This window comes from Neobacillus sp. SuZ13, from assembly GCF_030123365.1.
GTDB lineage: Bacteria > Bacillota > Bacilli > Bacillales > Cytobacillaceae > Neobacillus.
On the sequence record NZ_CP126107.1, the window covers coordinates 4,047,192 to 4,065,967 of the forward strand.

The window sequence follows — 18,776 nt, forward strand, 5'->3', positions numbered from 1 at the left end:
CTCCCTTATCGAATTTCTTTTATATGAACTTGTGGAAGAAGTTCTTCTACTTTATCCTTCGTACATAAACCAAGTGAAAAGGCTGTTGCACTTCCTGATGCCACACTATAGCGAAAAGATTCTTCAATATTTCTAGTTTTCATGTAAGCTGCTAAGAAACCTGCGACCATCGAGTCACCTGCACCTACTGAATTTTTCACTTCTCCTTTTGGAACTTCTGCCAAAAGTGTTGTTTCACTATTTATCAGAACCGCCCCGGCGCCAGCAAGCGAAACAATTACATTTTTTGCCCCCATATCAACGAGTTTCTTCCCGTATGGAACGACCTCTTCAGCGGTTGTAATAGTTGTTTCAAATAGTTCCCCAAGCTCGTGATGATTTGGTTTGATTAATAATGGTTGATAAGGGAGAACTTTTTTCAATAAATCTCCTTCTGCATCTACTACAAATTGTGCGTTGCTTTCACTACAAATTTTGACCAGTTCCTCATAGGTAGTTTCCGGTAAACTACTAGGAATACTCCCAGCCAGTACCAATAAATCATTGGCACCTAATTGCTTAATTTTTTGCTTTAGCAATGAGAAGTTTTCTTCGGTAATTTTCGGTCCTTTTGCATTAATCTCCGACTCTTGACCCGTTTTTAGTTTTACATTGATTCTCGTATCTTCATCGACTTGAACAAAATCTGTTTCAATCTTTTCCTTTTGAAGATATTGCTCAATGTAAGCACCAGTAAAACCACCAACAAAACCTAGTGCTATACTGCTTGTGTCAAATTGCTTCAAAACTGTTGACACATTAATTCCTTTCCCGCCTGGAAATTTCGCCTCATCGACTGTTCGATTTAACTCACCAATCTGAAAGCTCTCTAGCTTAACGATATAATCAACAGAGGGGTTTAACGTCAATGTATAAATCATGCTGTCACAACCTTTATTGTAGTTCTATTTAAGTATTGCTTTTTTGATTCGTCATCCAATTCATTCGTAATAATGGATGCTTCGTGTATATCTGCAATTTTGGCAAATGAGATTTCAGCAAATTTTGAATGATCAGCTAATACATATGTCTCTCTAGAAAGAGAAATAGCCTTTTGCTTTACCATGGCTTCCTCCTGATCTGGCGTGGTAAACCCAAATTGTGGATGAATGCCATTTACTCCTATGAAACATTTATCAAAACGGTAAAGGTCTAAGCATGCTATGGCTCCTCTTCCGATGAAAGCATTAGTATTAGGCTTCACCAAGCCGCCAATTAAATAAGTGGTTATTCCCTTGTCTAATAATGGTTTTAAATGCATAAACCCATTCGTGACAACAACGATATCCTTAAAAGGGAGGAATTCAATCATTTCAATTACAGTTGACCCTGCGTCAAGATAAATGCTATCTCCTTCTTCCACTAAACTGGCTGCGTATTTTGCAATCAGTCGCTTTTCTTGAAGGTTTTTGGAAGATTTCTCAATCATACTAGGCTCTTGAAGTTTCCCTTGTAATCTTGAGGCACCTCCGTGTATTCTCTTTAAAAACTTTTGGTCCTCTAATTGTGAGAGGTCACGACGTATAGTTGACTCCGAGGACTCGGTTAACTCCATAATTTCGGTAATTTTAACGACATTTTTCTCTTTTAATAATTGCAGGATCACTCGATGACGTTCTGGTGTTAACATGTCATCACCACCTAGATTTTTTATTCTATAACTACATAATACTGAAAACGATTGCAGAAATCAATCGTTTTCTTTCAAAAACAATCAATTTTTGAATGTTTTTGAACGTTTTATGAAAATTTTTAAATTATCACAGTTTAATAAATAGGTTGTCCTGTTTTTCAATATATAAAAAACATCAGAGATTTCGATGGCACTGAAAAAGTCTCTTTAAATTAGGTTGTTTGTTTAAATTGGCTGTTTATTTCCGCTCCATGGGGTTTCGCCTTCCGCTCCAATCAACAGGTTTTTTTATTAGGGTAAAATAAAAAAAGGTAAAATTCCTCATTATTAAGGGATTATACCTTTTTTAAATTTTTCAAGTATATTATTGATAGGGGCTTAACCATCCAGGATCTCTGTTCATGCAAATCGGACATTTCTCTCTTTCTGTTTGGAAGGAGGAAAAGGACTGTCCACAATCCTAACATTTTTTACAAGTTTGATAACTTTTACCCAATGTAGATTAAGTGGAGTTTGCTCCATTTTAACCGATTTCAGTCCCCGACTTTTATAAATCAACAATTCTTTTACGGTTAGTGTATAGGTATCATCTTATATGAGGGACCGATTTTCGAATTCCCTCGTCACAGCGGGGCCCTCGATTGCTGACAAAGGACAGGTAATAACACAATCCCCACAGCAATAACATTTTTCTAAATTTATTTCTATTGTTTGATGATTAATCGATATTGCCGCAAAAGGGCAAGTTTCTAAACAAACAGCGCACGTGGTATGTACATTTCTCTTCCTCGAGCACTTATTAGTAATATCCAAATCAACATGCATGCTTTCAAGCCACTTTACTAAAAGAGACATAGGCTCACCTACAATAAAGAGCTGCACTGCAGGGTTGTGTGCTCCATGCCTCGCTCCATGAAGGCTCAAAAAATAATAAATGAAGAAGTTGATAATATTTTTTTCTTGCTACTAGTAAGGACTGCAGCTGAATATGTACTGGGTCGTTCATAGTAATCATTTATCTCCCACCTTTTTGTGACGTATTTCACAAATATACTTATAACCAATCACCTACTTCTCAAAAATAATCACTATTAAACAAACTAATCTTACCTATGCATGGAAACCATTTTTCTAAATTATTCACATTAAATTAAAAATGGTGTGAAATTAATATGTAAAAAATCAAAAATACGCTAAAAATATCAAAAACGATTCAATTTTTTCTTGTTGAAACAAATATGTGTATAATAGTATGGATGAATATTTTGTAGAGGATGATACACTTGAACATTACTGGACACACAGTTGAAAAATTAGAAGATCCATTCGGTTTATTATCAGGTGACCGTTATGAGTTTTTCCTAGAACTAGAAGTTGATGAAGAAGATGAGCTATTTTCAGATAAAGGAATTGGTCTAAGAACCATCTTCGTTAGTGATGAAAATAGTGAAAAAATCACCAATTTTTATCTTTATGAACAAGGGAGTGAAACTGTCCTAGATTTTGCTCTTGAAGAAGATGAAGAGGCATTGGTCCTTGCCTATTGCAAAGAGCATGCAAAAGAATAAGAAAAGCCAAGCGCCCTGGTCAGCGGCGTATGGCCTCCTCGAAAGAGCTAACGCTCTTTCTTCGTGCGATGCATATGCCGCCGAAGCCTTCCTTGTGGAGCGCTCCAACTGAGATAAAGGAAACACGAAGAGCCAGGGTGCATTCGTGCTTGACTTATCGTAGGGCGGAGAGCGAAGGACACTAGCCGCTAGGGCCGCTTGCGCTAGACAGTAATCTAAGTTCAAAAACTTATACATTCTTATCAGATTAAAAAACAGGGAGTGATTATAATCACTCCCTGTTTGTTTATTACATAAAGTTTTTACTATGGTTATGAATCACTTGTAATTCTTTAGTTGTTAAACTCATTTCACTTTTACAAATCGGGCATAATGGCACATCTGTGCTTTTAAAATTGTCACGTACCCAGCATTTACAAGTTGCTGAATTACATACCCATATTTTCGTTTCTTCTAATTTGATTTCCTCATCATTTTTTCTACCAAACGCCAAAACGATCACCCCTTATAATTAGTGCATGACTGTTTTTACTATTTTGTTTGTTAGCTAAATAATATGGAAATACATCATTTAGCAGTGTCCCATTGCCACCTAAAACTAGTTTTTCATATATAAAACTTTATAGATAAAAAGGTGATGCTAAATCTAGTGCATCACCTTTTTATTTTAATAGAATTAAACTGCTTTAACGTTAGAAGCTTGTGGTCCACGAGCACCTTCAACGATTTCGAAAGATACTGATTGGCCTTCTTCTAAAGTTTTAAATCCTTCTGATTGAATTGCTGAAAAGTGAACAAATACGTCTTGACCGCCATCTGCTTCGATAAATCCAAAACCTTTTTCTGCATTAAACCATTTAACTTTACCGTTATTCATGAAATAACCTCCAAAATAATTGTTCACTTTAATTTTCAGTTAAAAAAATAAAAAAGACGTACTGACACGTTTGGGTTATAGACATCACCCACATCTTCGTGCAGTTACGGCTACCTAAACAAATAAATATTTAACTAACTTAAAAGCGTATCTTCATTTTAACAGATTTTGGCCATATCGTCAATTGAATTTCAAAAACTAGGAAATTCAGAGAATATATTTCAGTATAATAATAACTTGGCAAACTTGTCTCATTCTAGCAGATAATGAAACTCAAAACGAGGTTCATTATTCTTTATTAAAATTACCTTGTAAGAAAATTTCCATGAAATTGACGGTGAATTTTTGAATATCAATTTCCATGCCAATGTGATCAAGTGAATCTGCAGGCTCCTTATCTGGTTTTGGCCGAAAATCTGCAATACTTTTACCTTGGGCATTACCGAATCCCTCGACTCTTACTCGTCTTGGAATATATTTTACCAATTCATGCTCTGTTAACGCCATGAGTGGGACGACATCATGAAGTGGTGCTCCCTTAATACCCGGGACATTTTTCTGATATGCTTTATAGTAATAATCAAATGCTGGTTTTAGTAATGGGCGAAAAGGTGTAGGACTGTTTTTGCTGAGAAAGTCAATAATTTCGGGTGTGATGAGGGCTTTATTGGTGACATTGAGCGGATATAAAAAAATATTATGTGCTTTTTCCATAACGGTATGTGCCGCAATTGAATCCACATAAAAATTCGCTTCAGCCTCAGAGGTAATATTCCCGGGAACCAAAAAAGCTCCGCCCATAATATAAAAAGCGTTTACTCCCTTTAACGCTTCATTCCCATATAAGATAAACATCAATGCTAACTCGGTCAATCTTCCCACAGATACAATGACAAGATTTCCTTTATACTGCGTAACAATTTCAAGAATTTTGTTAATATCATATACCTTTACATTCTGGAGCGTATCTGGAGGCTTGATTGGTCCTAACCCCTCTTTACCATGTATCTCCGGGTAATAGGTTATCGGTTCACCTAATAGGGGTCCTGCGGCCCCTGCAATAACTGGAATATCTGCTCTTCCTCCTAAAGTTAACAGATAAGCTGTGTTCTTAACCGATTTCTCTTTTGGGGTATTACCATAACCACTGACAATACCAACCAGGTTAATTTTGGGATTTAGTAAGGCATACATTATGGCAAAAGAATCATCGATACCTGGATCAGCAATCATGAGCACATTAATAGCCATTGTATCTCCCCCAATACATAATATTTCTAAAAAATATGCAATTTAATTGTGTGAAAGAACAATTATAAAAACCGATTCGTGTATTCGAATCGGTTTTGAAACCTTCCTATGCTCGTTTTTTGACTCTTGGTGCTGCTTTCTTTCTTGGCGCAGCTGTTTTTGGAGGTTTAGTCCTGTCAATGGATGCTTGTAATGCCGCCATTAAGTCCGTGACATTTGAAGCAACTTCCTTCGTAGCTGCGGATACGGTTTCTTGTCCATTTCGTTTCGATTCAATTAATTCAAGCAATGCAGTTCTGTAATCATCCTTATATTTTTCAGGATTAAAATCTGTTGTCAATTGGTCAATCAACATGATGGCAGTATCAAGTTCTCTTTCCGTCACCTTATCTTCAGCAGGCACACTTGGTACATCACCCGCTTTTCGAACTTCATCTGGAAAGTGGATGGTTTCCATGACTAAAACATTTTCATACACACGTATGACTGCTAATTGCTCTTTTGAACGAATGATAATTTTAGCAAGACCTACTTTTTGTGACTCCAGTAAGGCTTTTCTTAGCAAGGAATATGCCTTGCCTCCTCCCTCACTTGGAGACATATAATAACTGCGATCGTAGTAAATGGGATCAATTTGGTCCATTTTAACAAAATCAATAATTTCAACTGCTTTATCTTCGTTTTCTTTACGTAACTTCTCAAGCTCTTCATTATCTAAGACGACAAATTTTCCCTTTGTATATTCATACGCTTTAACAATATCCTCTGGTTTCACTTCTTCCTCACAGACAGAACATATCTTCTCATATTTAATCGGAGCATGACATTTGTTATGCAGGGTTCGAAGTTTGATATCTTTATCTTCTGTTGCCGTATGGAGTTTGATGGGTATATTTACAAGCCCAAAACTGATACTGCCCTTCCACATCGTATGCATTGTGTATTTCTCCAATCTTTTTGTTATTATTTTGCGTTTCTTAGACATTCACATTCCTAAAAACATTTGGTAAAGAATGAATCTAAGTATTTTTAAACAAAATATATGAAAAAGAAGGGACCAATTTCCATGAAGCCGATGCTGCCCAGCCTTACATTTGATCTCCCTGTTCATCCTGAATGGCTCTATGAAGTAAAATATGATGGATTTCGCGCCCTTTTAGAATGGAGTTCTCATGGAATTGAACTAATTAGCCGGAATGAAAAATCTCTTCTCCCCCAATTCCCAGAAATTAAGGAATTCTTATTAGAACACGAAGAGCAATTTAAACCGTTTCTACCTTTACAATTAGACGGCGAACTAGTCTTATTAGAAAACACACACAAGGCCAATTTCTCGATGATTCAAGTACGCGGGCGATTAAAATCAGAAAAAAAGATCAGCGAGCAAGCCAGAAAATCCCCTTGTCGCCTAATGGTGTTTGACATACTGATGAGCACTGGAAAATCTTTACGTTCACTTAATTTTCAAAAACGCAAAAAGGAACTCATCAAATTGTTCGAAAAAGTCGGTTTTGCACTCGATGCTGACCCTTACAACGAACAACTTCTTCAACTTGTCCAGGCACATGAAGAATTTGAGCCGCTTTGGGAAAAGGTTGTATTATCTGACGGGGAAGGAATTATTGCCAAACAAAAAAACAGTCTTTGGGAGGAAGGAAAACGCTCCTTACAGTGGTTAAAGTATAAAAATTGGAAATATGTAAGTTGTTTTATCAACGCCTATGATAAAACAAATGGATATTTTTATGTAAGTGTTTATAAGGACAAAAAAATCCATCCAATTGGTCAGGTCCTTTTCGGATTTAAACCAGAAGAAAAGCAAGCACTCCAGCAAACGATTAAACAAAATATGCTCCGTGAAGAAGGACAACTAATGATTGTGGAACCGGCCATATGCCTCGAGGTAAAGTATTTAGAGCTATATGAAAACCAACTGCGTGAGCCCCATTTTGATCGATTTCGCTTTGATTTAGAACCCGCTGAGTGTACATATGATCGTTTTATCTTTGCACAAAAAAACCTGCCCGGAGACCTAGATATAACCCACCCTGATAAACCATTATGGGAAAAATTAGCGATTAAAAAAGCAGACTATATTCATTACTTGCGAGAAATCTCGCCCTATATGCTGCCCTTTTTAAACAATCGCTTATTAACCGTCATCCGCTATCCGCACGGGATGTTCGGTGAAGCGTTTTATCAAAAAAACTGTCCAGATTATGCGCCAGAATTTGTACAAACACACACAGATGATGGGATTGACTATATCCTCTGCAATAATTTAAAAACACTCGTTTGGCTTGGCAATCAATTAGCGATTGAGTTCCACATCCCCTTTCAAACCACCGATAGCAGGGGACCAAGTGAGATTGTATTTGATTTAGATCCGCCCTCTATTGAGCACTTTCAATTGGCGGTAAAAGCAGCACTGTTAATCAAAGAAGTCCTTGATCAATTAAATTTAATCGGTTTCATTAAGACGTCTGGAAACAAAGGATTACAAATCTACCTGCCTTTGCCGGAGAATGAATTTACTTATGACGATACAAGATTATTTACAAGTTTTATTGCTGAATATTTGATTTCAAAAGATCCTGATTCCTTCACGATTGAACGAATGAAGAAAAACCGCGGTAACAGGCTTTATGTTGATTATGTTCAACATAGCGAAGGGAAAACAATCGTTGCCCCCTATTCGATGCGGGGAAACGAACATGCTGGTGTTGCCACGCCCCTTTATTGGGAGGAAGTAACTGAAAAACTCAAACCTGTTTCGTTTAATATGGAAAATGCATTAAAGCGAATTCGCCAACAAGGAGATCCTTTTTCAGATTATTTTCAATCAAAATCGATACAACCATTCGGACCTGTGTTGGAGGTGTTAAAAAAAGGGGCGAAAAAATGAGGATAGGGTCTGTCTTTTTTTATTCAATCGCTTCAAAATTTCACCGCGTTAATTTATCAGAATAATATTGGTTTATAGCTTCAAACAGGTCTGTTGATAGGCGCTCCATGCACTTCGCTTTCCGTGCAAATCAACAGAGTGTTTTAATAAAGTACTTCAACTCAACTAATAAATAATAAAATTAAGTGGTGAAATCATTGTGAAATAAACGGAAAAATTCCGTTTAAATTGGGAAATACCCATATTTCCTTAATAATAAAGGAAGTTTTTCCGTTTATATTATCCAAATCTTTGGATTTTGTCTTATTTAGAGCAGTTAATCGGAATTTCTCCGCTTATATCTGCTTCTTAATCTTCCTCTATATACGTTAGCCGGAAATTCTCCGCCTATGAATTGTCATACCTACACGAAAATCAACAATGAATAATAACAGAGCCTTTATATAAGAAAAAGTGTGTGCAATACATTAGGTTGATTAGCCTCCCTGTTGATTGGAGCGGAGGGCACTCGACTCCTGCGGGATAGAGAGGTCACTGGAGACCCCGCAGGCGCCAAAGCGCCGAGGAGGCTCCAGGACCTCCCCGCGGAAAGCGAGTGCCTGGAGCGGAAATCAACAGGCCCGATTGCTGAAACCATACCACATATCAATAAAAAATTGCCGAGAAAAACAACGTTTCTCGACAATCTGAGGATAGGGGTTCCCCTATCCTTTCATATTCATTTCAACAAACGTTTTTGCTTCATTTTGCAATTGCTGATAAGAAGCCTGTTCAGAAAGGTCCGTTTTAGATGAAATTGTAAACGAACGATTTTCTAGGTCAACATTTACTGTAGCATTATAGAGATAGGTGGCATTCCCTATTAAGTCAATCGAGTATTTTCCTTCGCTTTCATGCGCAACACATTGGACTTTTCCGCCATTATTATAAACGTTTACGACGCTTTCCAATTCATTTAATTCCTGTAAACAAGTGACGAGCGTTGAAGCTGACATGGCAGTCCCACAGGCATTGGTAAAACCTACACCACGCTCATATGTTCTTACATAAATGGAACCCGGCTGTAAATACTTAACAAAGCTTACATTAACTCCGTCCGGGAACAAATCATTAGGAACATTAACTTTTTCACTAAGCTGTTTTTGAAGGTCGCCTTCTAGCTGTGCTGCTTCAACAATAGCAATTAGATGCGGATTGGGAACCGCCAGTGCTGTAAACCTTAAATCTGCAGATAGTTCTTCAATTTTTTCATTGAAAAGAGTTGGTTTATTTAATTTTAATGGAAGAGCCCTTAATTCAAACAAGACTGGAGAAATTTCCACCTGATAAGTATGGATATCGGGTAACAGCTCGTTTTGTTTGCTCACCTTTAAGTTTGCTTTCATTGTTTCAATTACGGCTTTATTTTGGCCAAGATGTTCACATACATATCTTGCAACAAGCCGCAATCCATTTCCACACATTGATGCTTCAGACCCGTCTGAGTTAAAGACACGCATTCGACCATCCGCGTTTTCGCTATTCATCACGAAAAGAATTCCGTCTGCCCCTAATTCAGACTGACGATTACATAGCAATTTCGCGAGTTCCGCACGTTCACTTTCCGAAAATGCATATCCATTCGACATTTCATCAATGATTAGAAAGTCATTTCCCGAACCATGACCTTTTATTAATTGGACTTCCATTATTCATCCCCCACAACCTTGATATCAGTATTTTATTTATCATACCAAACAATGTCCATGAGGGAAACTGTCGAAACTTCTATCTTTCGATAAAATACTCATTAATCAAAAATGACATCCGAAGGAGTTTGTCTTGTTCAGATAAAGTCTCTCTCATGGAAAGTACAGGTGTATTTGGCTCTGGAAACAAGGGACTCCATTCCAATGGCATCCATCCACGTCGAAGACGTGCTTCCTGAAAGTGATCGTGGTTTATGAATTGTTCATCCATAAAAGCAACAGCACCTTCTACGGCACCAATAAACTTTCCTTTCGAATCTAGTAATTCCTTTTTGGAGGTACTCCAATCCTTTTTTCTTCGCTCAAATCTGCCTAAGTATTGCCTACGGTGATTAAATACCTCTATTTTTATCGTTTTTCCACCATTAACCTTATAGTAACCGATTGCTTGGTTCTGGTTCTCCATGGAATAGAGTGCATAAATTTTTGAAAAAGATAGCTTCTTCGTCCCTTTGCCTTGATATCTTTTAATCATTCCAGCAAGATGCCCGTTCGGAAAGTAAAATAGTAGTCTAGAAGATTTAGTGTTCAGAAAGAGCACGAGTAAATGGCGTGATTCAAATAAAGACATTCTTCCGACCTCAGATTTCCTCATCTGTCTGTCAATTGAAATCGACTGCCGCCTTCGAAAAAGATAGAATTGAAAACTAACCAAACTATAGATAAGGAATGGAATCGTTAATAACATGATTTCTTTTGTTTTAAAAATAGAAAGGTTGCCAGCAATGATTATGATAACTGGCAATAGAGAAGCAATACTACCATTTAAGTTTAAATGAGCTGTATCCCGGTAATATTCATTTATTTTCATCTAGAAAACTCCTTATCAATTCCTCTTTTCTTAGTTTATTTACTATTAACAAAAAAAATGATAGGAGATTACGATTAGAATAAAAAAGAAGAGACGAAATGGTCCCTTCTCTTAATTCTTAATATAGTTAATTATCGTTGACATAGATGCTCTGGCATCTTCGTAACCTTGATTGTATAGCTCTTCCAGCCTATGGGGATTCCTTTCCATTCTACCGACCTTCAATGGCTGGGATGGGCGGATAATCAAAACATTTCCTTTTTTCTCTTCCTGCTCAACATATTCGACCGTTTCATTGTATTTTTGATATCGCTTCCTAAGGGACTGTTGCAAGCCTTTGTATTCGGGATACTTACGATCTACAAGAAAATGAAACTTGGAGGGCTTTTTCAAATACCCTACATTTCTTGTAAGAATGACGATATTTTTTGCAAACCCATCCAGTTGTGCTTTCTTGATTGGAATGGGATCGCTAATACCCCCATCAAGTAATATTTTATCTTTAAAACGGACTTCAGGTGCAATAAATGGAAGGGAGCTAGATGCCCGTATCACGGTTAAAAGGTCCTCCCCGTAATCCTTCTTCTTAAAATAAACAGGCTCTCCTGTCAAACAATCTGTTGTCCCCACAACAAATTCTGAAGGACTATTGTAAAAAACATCATAATGGAATGGGACATGTTTATTTGGAATTTCGTCAAAAATAAAATCCATTCCAAAGAATTGCCGATTTCGAAAATAATTTTTCCATGAAATGTATCTTGGGTCAGAAGCATATTCAATCGTAACGGTTTTATTTCTTCCTTTTTGCTTCGACAAATAGGAGGCAGCATTACAAGCACCTGCAGAAACCCCGATTACATAAGGGAAAAATAATTGAGTTTCTAAAAAGTATTCAAGGATGCCGGCAGTGTAAACACCTCGCATTCCTCCACCTTCTAGTACCAAACCAACTTGATTTTCCATGTTGCCTCGCCCTCTCATTGTTAACGTTAAACCTACTTGTCATTATAGACCCACTTAATTCTTTTACAAAATGAAACGACTTTGCATAAAAATTTTTTTCGGGTTGAAACTTCTACCTAGGCACCTAAATTGTTAAAATTGATAAAATAACTATTATCAATGTGAAGAAAGGTTTTATTATGACAAAAATACTTTTAAAAAATGCAACGGTATATCCGATTACATCGAAACCAATCCCACATGGAGATGTGTTAATTGATGCGGGGAAGATCCTCAAAATTGGAACGAATCTTACAACTGATTTAAATGTAAAAATCATCGATTGTGGGAACCAATTTCTTTTTCCAGGCTTTATTGATGTTCACACCCATTTAGGCCTTTATGATGAAGGAACAGGATGGGCTGGGAATGATGCAAATGAAACAGCTGAGGCACTCACACCTCATATTCGGGCAATTGATGGGGTCTACCCTTTGGATCCTGCATTTTCTGATGCAGTTAAAAGCGGTATCACCACTGTTCATGTTATGCCTGGGAGTGCAAATGTCATTGGAGGAACAACATCCACCATCAAAACTACCGGCAGAAATATTAAAAAGATGATTTTCCAAGAGATATCAGGCTTAAAAATTGCCTTAGGGGAAAATCCAAAAAGAATTCATAGCCATGGCAACAGTGATTCCATTACTCGCATGGGGATTATGGGGATGCTTAGGGAGGCTTTTTACCAAGCAATCCATGCAGATAATCCAGACTTACCTAGAATCGCACCTATCATCATGGCCCTAAAAAGAGAAATTCCCGTTAGAATCCACGCACATCGTGCTGATGATATTATTTCGGCTCTACGTTTCGCAGAAGAATTTAATCTTGATTTAAGAATTGAGCATTGTACTGAGGGACATCTTATTGCAAGTGAACTTTCAGGGATTGATTTAAAGGTTTCAGTCGGTCCAACCTTAACACGAAGATCCAAAGTCGAACTGAAGAATAAAACTTGGAAAACTTATCAAGAACTGACGAATCACGGTGTCGAAGTTTCTATTACAACCGATCATCCCTATACACCCATCCAATACTTAAATATTTGTGCAAGCCTCGCGGTAAGGGAGGGTTTACCTGAGCATAAAGCCCTAGAAGGGATTACGATTCTTCCAGCCAAGAACTTAAGAATAGACAGTCGAGTGGGCAGTATCGAGGAGGGAAAGGAAGCCGATTTAGTGCTTTGGAGCCATCACCCTTTCCACTACTTAGCTAAACCAAAATGGACAATGATAGGCGGCGAAATGGTCTATCAAGAAGCGTAGAATATTGCTGAAATTTGGTAAAAAATATTATCGAAAAATCCACAAAAAACCTATTTATTTTTTAGCTTTTTTCTTGTATTATACTCTAGTGAAGCCGTTAAAAACCTGAAAAACTTTGGGGGTTTACGAACAAATTCTTTTTAACAAAAAAATGAAATAGGGAAGGCAAATGGTGCGCCACCAGTTATACTGGTTCTAGTGGGTTCGATTCCCACCCCGAAATTTTTTAGTAACTTTATAAAAAATTTCGAGGGTGGACCGGACCGTTTCTTTTGACATGGGATCGGAATGCCCTAATGGAGGGGTTATTCATGCTTAAAAAACGTGATCTTCATGACAGCCACACATTGTACGAATTAATGACGCACCCTGATGTCTTCCCTTTTGTACGCCAAAAAGCTGATTCTTATGAAGAATTCTTATTTGTGACAAAACAAACGATTGAGGCCGAAGACCAAGGAGAATTGATTTCACGAACGATTCTTGATGAATGGGGTGCACCGATCGGTACCATTAATCTGTTTGATATTGAGGACAACGCTGGTTTTTTAGGAACCTGGCTAGGCAAGCCTTATCATGGCAAAGGATATAATAGCCCGGCTAAAGATGCTTTTTTTAAAGAACTTTTTTATGACTTAGGCATCGAGACCGTCTTTATGAGAATACGCAAGGTTAATGTTCGCTCAATCAAAGCAGCTGAAAAACTACCATATGTAATAAAAGCAAACGAAACGAGAAAATCTATATATGAACAATTGAACGCAAATGGTGACGTATATGATTTATATGAAATACCTAAGGATCAGTACACTTTCTACCTAATGCGAAATGGCGCTGTTCAATCAGATGATTCACAATTGTTGGAAGCATAAAAAAAGCAATCGGCCTTGTCCGATTGCTTTTTGTTTAGGATTTTATTCAATATATTATTCCGTTACGTTTTGTTCAATCGTTTCATTCACGTCATTAAGACCCATTTGGAGCAAAAATTCGTCTAGTTCCTCATTGGTTAATGTTTCAAAGCGGCCATCATGAAAAAATACCTGGGTTTGATTAGGATTTATTCTGTTCATATTAAAACTCATATTCTTTGCTCCTTTCATAGATGATTATTATCTATTGTCAACAAAAAGAGCAGTTTTCATTCTAGAAAATCAAATAGTTCAAAAAATTATACTAATTCTTATGGACCTTCCCTAATACATCTAATCCTCCAGTAATAGGGATGATACTACCTGTAATAAAATCGGATTTTTCGTCAACCAAGAATGCAATGACTCTTGCTATATCTTCACCGGTTCCAAACCTGCCAATCGGGGCATTTCCATTCATTCCCCTTGCATCATGAATATTACTTTCTTTCCACTGGTTAACGATATCTCCTGGACAAACCATATTTGCCGTAATCCCATGTTCCGCTTCCTCAATTGCTATAGTCCTTGTAAGTGAGGCCAAACCTGTCTTGGCTGCAGCAAAGGCTGAACGATATATCCAACCCGGTGAAGTTTCAACGCGATCATATCCAAATGTAATAATTCTCCCCCATTTTTGGTTACGCATGGAAGGGATTACGAGTTTAGTCAAATAAAAAGCAGAGCTTAAATTCCCTTGGACTACATAGTTCCATTCCTCAAAGGAGTAGTCTGCCAACTTTTTCCGTTCATGGATGTAAGGACCTGCATTATGGACTAAAACATCCACAGTACGGTAAGCTGCCAGTGTTTCATTAATAATTCGAATGCAATCCTCCTTGTTTGCTACATCACCTTGTACAACAATATTTTTGTTTCCAAAACTTTCAGTCAATTGGTTCGCTAAAGAAATAGCCTCTGTTTCACTATTACGATAGTTTATGGCTAGTTGATAACCATTTTCCGCAAGATATAATGCAGTTTTTTTGCCAATACCAGTTGCTCCCCCCGTAATCAGAGCCGTTTTCTTAATCACAATCATTACCTCTCTATGTTTAGAATCTCTCCCTTAACTATATGTTAACTAGACATGTTTATACGCAATTTTTGTACATTCATTCATAATGACTTAGGATTTAATAACGCATGGGCAAGTGTTAGCATATGATACAAATATCTAAGTAACACGGAAAGGGTGAGATCATTGTTCCCATGGAATATATTCCCTTTTGATAAAAATATAAAGGAAAAGATGACAAAAATGAAGCCGGAAGAAATTAATAATTATGTTCAGGATGTTTTAGGGAAACTCATGCCTGGAAATATGAAAGCGGGAATAAATCCAGCAGAGATGTTCCAGGGATTCCAATCACCGGTATCCTCCCCACTATCCACTAGCGATCCTTTACATTCAACTGCCTTTGAGACTCATAATTATGTATACGTTAGAATTTCAATAAAACAGGAGGAATGGGTTAAGCAGCTTCGAATTTATCACACATCCAATCAACTCATTTTAGAGCATATCCCTCATCATGAAGATAAACACACGATTACCCTTCCAGCTATAGTAAAAAAGAAAGGGGCAACTGCTACCTTTAAAGATGGCGTGCTTGAAGTTAAAATCCCTAAAAATATTGATTTGCAATATTCACAAATAGACGTTACGGAAATTTAAACCAATCCAATAAGTACTAAGTTTTAAGGACAGCAAATCTGCTGTCCTTTCTGTTATTGATCTTTATTTGATTCCTTCATATTATCCATATCCATGTTATCCATAGTGCTCTTTCCATTAGCATCCTCAGGTTCACTAGGGGTCCCGACAACAAATTCCTTTTTAGGCATGTTGTGCATATCTCTTGCAGTAACATGTGAGATGATATAATACGTACCTTCTTGATTGAAAGCTTTTTCTAGACGATAGATTCCATTCTCAGAATGTTTTATTTCTACTTTTTCATGGTTGTCATTTTTCGCACGCCAAATCTCAAAGATAACTTCTGCATCCTCCACTTGATCTTTCCCCTGGGTGACCTTCGCTTCAAATGTGACTGGCTTGTTCAGTTCACCTGGATTGGGTTTGATGGTCAAGTCTACTTCCACCATTTGCGGCAGATTATCCTCTTGATCTTTTTTATTACAAGACACAACGATATTTAAACAAAGAACAATCACTAAAAAAACGAAAAACTTTTTCAAGGTCTCCCTCTCCTATCTTAATTCTTCCATCACTTTATTGTGAATTTTAATTAAATGTACCTTAGCTTCTAGCGAAACTGTTGAATCACTAACTCTTTTAATGGCAAAAAAATATTTCTCAAATTTGCTTTTTCTGATTCTCGGGTGTGAATTTTCATCGAGAAGTTCTCTTTTTATTGCTTCTAGCAATGTATCCTTACTGCTTTTCCCCATCGTATCAAGTAACCGATGATTCCAAATAAGCCGATATTCTTCTAATAGATGATCAAAGGACACCTTTTCAATAGACAAAAACAATCCCCCCTTTTTGTCTTCACTTGCATTGTTACATATTTACTGACCACATTGCAAAAAATAACTTTTAACAACACCGAGGAAGGAGAATCCTTAAATGTCAACACCTTATAAATGTCCAAATTGCAAGACGAATCGAAGCCGTTTTAATTTGATTCAACAAGTATCTCATTCTGTTAAACTCGACCCACAATCAGGGGCTGTGATCAAAGAGTATGCTGAAAACGATTTAGAGCCCTTTCATCTCCCTTACAATGGCCCCGATTACCGAATACAATGCGGTGCTTGCGGTTTAATAGAGGATGAACGTACCTTTATCAAATTTGGAGAACAGCCGTTATAGCTCAACCTCAAACAAAAACATCCCCAATTGGAGTGTCCAATATAAGGATGTTTTTGTTTTATTTATTAAAATTTATTTTCCTTAAGAAAATCCTGTGAATCCACTTTCCAAGCGTCCAGCGGTGAAAATCTAATCAGGTGAATGTCTCCCCTAAAGGTTTGTCTGCCTCTATTTTTAATATACCAGTCAATTTCCACTGGTACGTCCAAACTGAGTTCTTCCGTTAAATCCTCTGCTGGCAATAATTCGATTCGAGACAGTCTAATATTTTCAACATTTTCTAAAATGGGCTTCCAATTAATTTTTTGAAGTGAGGCTAATGATGTAATTCGGCGGTCTTGCTGCTTAAATCCTGCTACATAGGCATTTATGACTTCATAGGGATTCGCTTTACCTAAATACTGATTTAATTTACCTGAAGCTTTTAGTACCATAAGCATATGCGATAAGTCCATTGAGTTCGTACGATGGGTGGTACTGCCATAAAAATGAATACAAAAGTGTCCTGGAAAGTTATTCTGCAGTGCACCCGCACCATGGGGCATCCCATGCATGGAACCTGCAATCCATTGGTCCTTATGAATAACAATTATGGCCCTTCGTTTCCAGCTCCATTGGCCCCCGTATATCCTCTTCATGATCTTCGTATCCTTGGTGGTTAAGGGTTGGACGTCCGCATGGTGGCTACCTGCCCGTCTTTGCACTTTAAACTTTTTACCCGTTTCTACATCCAAAACAGTAAATTTTGTGTATTTAGGTAGAATTTGATTAACTTCTTTCCAGTTCAACATCTCAATTTTATAACTAATCGTTGATGCTGCTTTAACCTCTTGACCATTTAGGAGGATATGAATAAATACAAAAAAAATAACTACCCTCTTCATCGCATCCTCCTTTTACAAAATAAATTTTGCCACATTAAAAGAGTTACCTGAAGAGGAAATTATCATTCATTCAATCCCGGTATTTTTGTTATTTTTCAAGATTTTCTAATTGCGTTCTAATTCCGTTCCAATCCATATTCTCACCGATAAAGACAAGGTTTAATGGCATATTCATATCCTCTTTCATATATAACGGCATGCCATAAGAAAATTGAAATAAAAAAGGGAGTTTCGAAAAATCAAACTTAACATAGCCTTTAATTCGGTAAATCGTATCAGGCAGCTTTTTCAAAAAATCCTCAAATTTAGTTTGGCTGATTGCCGATTCAAATTGGTAAACAAATGTCGTTAAATTAAGATGGGTTGGCTGAGCAACCTTTTCAACTGAAACAGAAAGATTTCGCAACTGGTCAACAGAAACCTGTGAAAAATTAGTCAAAAGGCATCTTGCATTTGGATTTATCGACTGAATTTCAAAAGTGATCTTCGCTTGCTCACTCTCTGTTAATTCATTCAACTTGTTAACAAGAATGTAGTCCGCATGTCTCACCTGCTCAAGAACCAATTGCTGAAGTTGTGGACTTAATGATTTTCGAACTAACCACCTTGTGCCATCGACGGTGGTGATTATCCCCTTTATGATTAATTTATCTGCAAATAAGGGAGAAAGAATCGCATCTAACACCTCCACAGGATGTGCAGCCCCGGTAGTCTCGATGTAGATCACTTCTGGCTCTTTCTCAACCAATAATGATTGCATTTGGGCTTCAAGCTTATCCTGAATGGAACAACAAATACAACCGCCCAGCAGTTCTTTTAAAGTAACATCTTCCTCGTCAACTATATCAGAATCAATGGAGACCTTACCTAATTCATTCATCATTACAGCTGTTTTTCTTCCTGTTCGATGTTCATCCTCTAATAATCGTTTGAGAAGGCTGGTTTTCCCGCTCCCTAAAAAACCGGATAAAATATAGACCTCAGCTTTTTTCATTGTAGTATCCTCCTCCTAGTTTGTAATACCAAAAAATGGACCC

General features: G+C 37.2%; 23 protein-coding genes. 6 read left to right on the forward strand and 17 right to left on the reverse strand.

Annotation, left to right across the window (positions count from 1 at the left end):
- Positions 1-5 precede the first annotated feature (5 nt).
- The 4 genes from pfkB to QNH17_RS19855 all read right to left on the reverse strand — a co-directional run bounded on the left by pfkB (position 6) and on the right by QNH17_RS19855 (position 2,687).
- The gene (gene pfkB / locus QNH17_RS19845) at positions 6-920 is read right to left on the reverse strand and encodes a 1-phosphofructokinase (protein WP_283874581.1); all 915 of its coding nucleotides are present in this window, start codon (positions 918-920) and stop codon (positions 6-8) included.
- Positions 917-1,669 carry a DeoR/GlpR family DNA-binding transcription regulator gene (locus tag QNH17_RS19850; RefSeq protein WP_283874583.1) on the reverse strand — a complete coding sequence of 251 codons (753 nt, stop codon included), beginning with the start codon at positions 1,667-1,669 and terminating at the stop codon, positions 917-919. Before QNH17_RS19850 ends, pfkB begins: the two co-directional genes overlap by 4 nt.
- A 594-nt stretch (positions 1,670-2,263) precedes the next feature.
- Entirely contained in the window at positions 2,264-2,527 is a 264-nt protein-coding gene (locus tag QNH17_RS30070; protein ID WP_481858537.1) for a hypothetical protein, read from the reverse strand.
- Between the two features lie 4 nt (positions 2,528-2,531).
- Positions 2,532-2,687, reverse strand: coding sequence for a hypothetical protein (locus QNH17_RS19855; protein ID WP_283874584.1), 156 nt, complete (start codon positions 2,685-2,687; stop codon positions 2,532-2,534).
- Between the two features lie 259 nt (positions 2,688-2,946).
- Here QNH17_RS19855 and QNH17_RS19860 point away from each other — a divergent pair, with 259 nt between their 5' ends.
- The gene (locus QNH17_RS19860) at positions 2,947-3,240 is read left to right on the forward strand and encodes a DUF6509 family protein (protein WP_283874585.1); all 294 of its coding nucleotides are present in this window, start codon (positions 2,947-2,949) and stop codon (positions 3,238-3,240) included.
- Positions 3,241-3,529: 289 nt separating this feature from the next.
- Here QNH17_RS19860 and QNH17_RS19865 read toward each other — a convergent pair whose 3' ends face one another.
- From QNH17_RS19865 to ku, 4 genes are all read right to left on the reverse strand, one after another.
- A complete protein-coding gene (locus tag QNH17_RS19865; RefSeq protein ID WP_186328561.1) occupies positions 3,530-3,733 on the reverse strand; it encodes a cold-shock protein in 204 nt (67 codons plus the stop codon).
- Between the two features lie 183 nt (positions 3,734-3,916).
- A complete protein-coding gene (locus QNH17_RS19870; protein WP_132094519.1) occupies positions 3,917-4,117 on the reverse strand; it encodes a cold-shock protein in 201 nt (66 codons plus the stop codon).
- A gap of 288 nt (positions 4,118-4,405) precedes the next feature.
- Positions 4,406-5,368, reverse strand: coding sequence for a nucleoside hydrolase (locus tag QNH17_RS19875; RefSeq protein WP_283874592.1), 963 nt, complete (start codon positions 5,366-5,368; stop codon positions 4,406-4,408).
- A 106-nt stretch (positions 5,369-5,474) separates the two neighbouring features.
- The gene (gene ku / locus QNH17_RS19880; RefSeq protein WP_283874594.1) at positions 5,475-6,305 is read right to left on the reverse strand and encodes a non-homologous end joining protein Ku; all 831 of its coding nucleotides are present in this window, start codon (positions 6,303-6,305) and stop codon (positions 5,475-5,477) included.
- Between the two features lie 129 nt (positions 6,306-6,434).
- Here ku and QNH17_RS19885 point away from each other — a divergent pair, with 129 nt between their 5' ends.
- A complete protein-coding gene (locus QNH17_RS19885) occupies positions 6,435-8,273 on the forward strand; it encodes a DNA ligase D (protein ID WP_283874596.1) in 1,839 nt (612 codons plus the stop codon).
- A gap of 704 nt (positions 8,274-8,977) precedes the next feature.
- On the opposite strand, the gene dapF is transcribed toward QNH17_RS19885, so the two are convergent.
- The 3 genes from dapF to QNH17_RS19900 form a co-directional block, all read right to left on the reverse strand.
- Entirely contained in the window at positions 8,978-9,961 is a 984-nt protein-coding gene (gene dapF / locus QNH17_RS19890) for a diaminopimelate epimerase (RefSeq protein WP_283874598.1), read from the reverse strand.
- Positions 9,962-10,040: 79 nt separating this feature from the next.
- Positions 10,041-10,832: a hypothetical protein gene (locus QNH17_RS19895; protein WP_283874600.1), complete on the reverse strand. Its 792-nt coding sequence runs from the start codon at positions 10,830-10,832 to the stop codon at positions 10,041-10,043.
- A gap of 111 nt (positions 10,833-10,943) precedes the next feature.
- Positions 10,944-11,798: a patatin-like phospholipase family protein gene (locus tag QNH17_RS19900; RefSeq protein ID WP_283874602.1), complete on the reverse strand. Its 855-nt coding sequence runs from the start codon at positions 11,796-11,798 to the stop codon at positions 10,944-10,946.
- Positions 11,799-11,977: 179 nt separating this feature from the next.
- Here QNH17_RS19900 and QNH17_RS19905 point away from each other — a divergent pair, with 179 nt between their 5' ends.
- Positions 11,978-13,105, forward strand: a complete 1,128-nt coding sequence (locus QNH17_RS19905; RefSeq protein ID WP_283874603.1) for an amidohydrolase — start codon at positions 11,978-11,980, stop codon at positions 13,103-13,105.
- Positions 13,106-13,416: 311 nt separating this feature from the next.
- Positions 13,417-13,977, forward strand: coding sequence for a GNAT family N-acetyltransferase (locus tag QNH17_RS19910; protein ID WP_283874604.1), 561 nt, complete (start codon positions 13,417-13,419; stop codon positions 13,975-13,977).
- A 54-nt stretch (positions 13,978-14,031) separates the two neighbouring features.
- Here QNH17_RS19910 and QNH17_RS19915 read toward each other — a convergent pair whose 3' ends face one another.
- Together QNH17_RS19915 and QNH17_RS19920 are read right to left on the reverse strand one after the other, a co-directional pair.
- The gene (locus tag QNH17_RS19915; RefSeq protein WP_186328562.1) at positions 14,032-14,190 is read right to left on the reverse strand and encodes a hypothetical protein; all 159 of its coding nucleotides are present in this window, start codon (positions 14,188-14,190) and stop codon (positions 14,032-14,034) included.
- Between the two features lie 91 nt (positions 14,191-14,281).
- A complete protein-coding gene (locus QNH17_RS19920) occupies positions 14,282-15,058 on the reverse strand; it encodes an SDR family oxidoreductase (protein WP_481858538.1) in 777 nt (258 codons plus the stop codon).
- A 210-nt stretch (positions 15,059-15,268) separates the two neighbouring features.
- Here QNH17_RS19920 and QNH17_RS19925 point away from each other — a divergent pair, with 210 nt between their 5' ends.
- Positions 15,269-15,694 (forward strand): Hsp20/alpha crystallin family protein, encoded by a 426-nt coding sequence (locus tag QNH17_RS19925; RefSeq protein WP_283874608.1) that lies wholly within the window; start codon positions 15,269-15,271, stop codon positions 15,692-15,694.
- A gap of 53 nt (positions 15,695-15,747) precedes the next feature.
- Here QNH17_RS19925 and QNH17_RS19930 read toward each other — a convergent pair whose 3' ends face one another.
- Together QNH17_RS19930 and QNH17_RS19935 are read right to left on the reverse strand one after the other, a co-directional pair.
- On the reverse strand, positions 15,748-16,218 hold the full coding sequence (locus QNH17_RS19930; protein ID WP_283874610.1) for a FixH family protein: 471 nt from the start codon (positions 16,216-16,218) through the stop codon (positions 15,748-15,750).
- A gap of 12 nt (positions 16,219-16,230) precedes the next feature.
- On the reverse strand, positions 16,231-16,509 hold the full coding sequence (locus tag QNH17_RS19935) for a hypothetical protein (protein ID WP_283874611.1): 279 nt from the start codon (positions 16,507-16,509) through the stop codon (positions 16,231-16,233).
- A gap of 100 nt (positions 16,510-16,609) precedes the next feature.
- Between QNH17_RS19935 and QNH17_RS19940 the strand changes: the two genes are divergently transcribed.
- Positions 16,610-16,855, forward strand: a complete 246-nt coding sequence (locus QNH17_RS19940) for a DNA alkylation repair protein (protein WP_283874612.1) — start codon at positions 16,610-16,612, stop codon at positions 16,853-16,855.
- Between the two features lie 65 nt (positions 16,856-16,920).
- Here QNH17_RS19940 and QNH17_RS19945 read toward each other — a convergent pair whose 3' ends face one another.
- Together QNH17_RS19945 and QNH17_RS19950 are read right to left on the reverse strand one after the other, a co-directional pair.
- Positions 16,921-17,739: a hypothetical protein gene (locus tag QNH17_RS19945; protein ID WP_283874613.1), complete on the reverse strand. Its 819-nt coding sequence runs from the start codon at positions 17,737-17,739 to the stop codon at positions 16,921-16,923.
- Positions 17,740-17,827: 88 nt separating this feature from the next.
- Positions 17,828-18,733, reverse strand: a complete 906-nt coding sequence (locus tag QNH17_RS19950) for a CobW family GTP-binding protein (protein ID WP_283874615.1) — start codon at positions 18,731-18,733, stop codon at positions 17,828-17,830.
- Positions 18,734-18,776 lie beyond the last annotated feature (43 nt).

Excerpts from the sequence above, each read along its gene's own strand:
- pfkB (WP_283874581.1), bottom strand. The coding sequence starts at position 920 with ATGATTTATACATTGACGTTAAACCCCTCTGTTGATTATATCGTTAAG.
- QNH17_RS19885 (WP_283874596.1), top strand. The coding sequence starts at position 6,435 with ATGAAGCCGATGCTGCCCAGCCTTACATTTGATCTCCCTGTTCATCCT.
- QNH17_RS19925 (WP_283874608.1), top strand. The coding sequence starts at position 15,269 with ATGACAAAAATGAAGCCGGAAGAAATTAATAATTATGTTCAGGATGTT.
- QNH17_RS19915 (WP_186328562.1), bottom strand. The coding sequence starts at position 14,190 with ATGAGTTTTAATATGAACAGAATAAATCCTAATCAAACCCAGGTATTT.
- QNH17_RS19855 (WP_283874584.1), bottom strand. The coding sequence starts at position 2,687 with ATGATTACTATGAACGACCCAGTACATATTCAGCTGCAGTCCTTACTA.
- QNH17_RS19870 (WP_132094519.1), bottom strand. The coding sequence starts at position 4,117 with ATGAATAACGGTAAAGTTAAATGGTTTAATGCAGAAAAAGGTTTTGGA.
- QNH17_RS19940 (WP_283874612.1), top strand. The coding sequence starts at position 16,610 with ATGTCAACACCTTATAAATGTCCAAATTGCAAGACGAATCGAAGCCGT.
- QNH17_RS19860 (WP_283874585.1), top strand. The coding sequence starts at position 2,947 with ATGATACACTTGAACATTACTGGACACACAGTTGAAAAATTAGAAGAT.
- QNH17_RS19910 (WP_283874604.1), top strand. The coding sequence starts at position 13,417 with ATGCTTAAAAAACGTGATCTTCATGACAGCCACACATTGTACGAATTA.
- QNH17_RS19945 (WP_283874613.1), bottom strand. The coding sequence starts at position 17,739 with ATGAAGAGGGTAGTTATTTTTTTTGTATTTATTCATATCCTCCTAAAT.
- ku (WP_283874594.1), bottom strand. The coding sequence starts at position 6,305 with ATGCATACGATGTGGAAGGGCAGTATCAGTTTTGGGCTTGTAAATATA.
- dapF (WP_283874598.1), bottom strand. The coding sequence starts at position 9,961 with ATGGAAGTCCAATTAATAAAAGGTCATGGTTCGGGAAATGACTTTCTA.
- QNH17_RS19850 (WP_283874583.1), bottom strand. The coding sequence starts at position 1,669 with ATGTTAACACCAGAACGTCATCGAGTGATCCTGCAATTATTAAAAGAG.
- QNH17_RS30070 (WP_481858537.1), bottom strand. The coding sequence starts at position 2,527 with ATGTCTCTTTTAGTAAAGTGGCTTGAAAGCATGCATGTTGATTTGGAT.
- QNH17_RS19900 (WP_283874602.1), bottom strand. The coding sequence starts at position 11,798 with ATGGAAAATCAAGTTGGTTTGGTACTAGAAGGTGGAGGAATGCGAGGT.
- QNH17_RS19920 (WP_481858538.1), bottom strand. The coding sequence starts at position 15,058 with ATGATTGTGATTAAGAAAACGGCTCTGATTACGGGGGGAGCAACTGGT.
- QNH17_RS19895 (WP_283874600.1), bottom strand. The coding sequence starts at position 10,832 with ATGAAAATAAATGAATATTACCGGGATACAGCTCATTTAAACTTAAAT.
- QNH17_RS19875 (WP_283874592.1), bottom strand. The coding sequence starts at position 5,368 with ATGGCTATTAATGTGCTCATGATTGCTGATCCAGGTATCGATGATTCT.
- QNH17_RS19950 (WP_283874615.1), bottom strand. The coding sequence starts at position 18,733 with ATGAAAAAAGCTGAGGTCTATATTTTATCCGGTTTTTTAGGGAGCGGG.
- QNH17_RS19905 (WP_283874603.1), top strand. The coding sequence starts at position 11,978 with ATGACAAAAATACTTTTAAAAAATGCAACGGTATATCCGATTACATCG.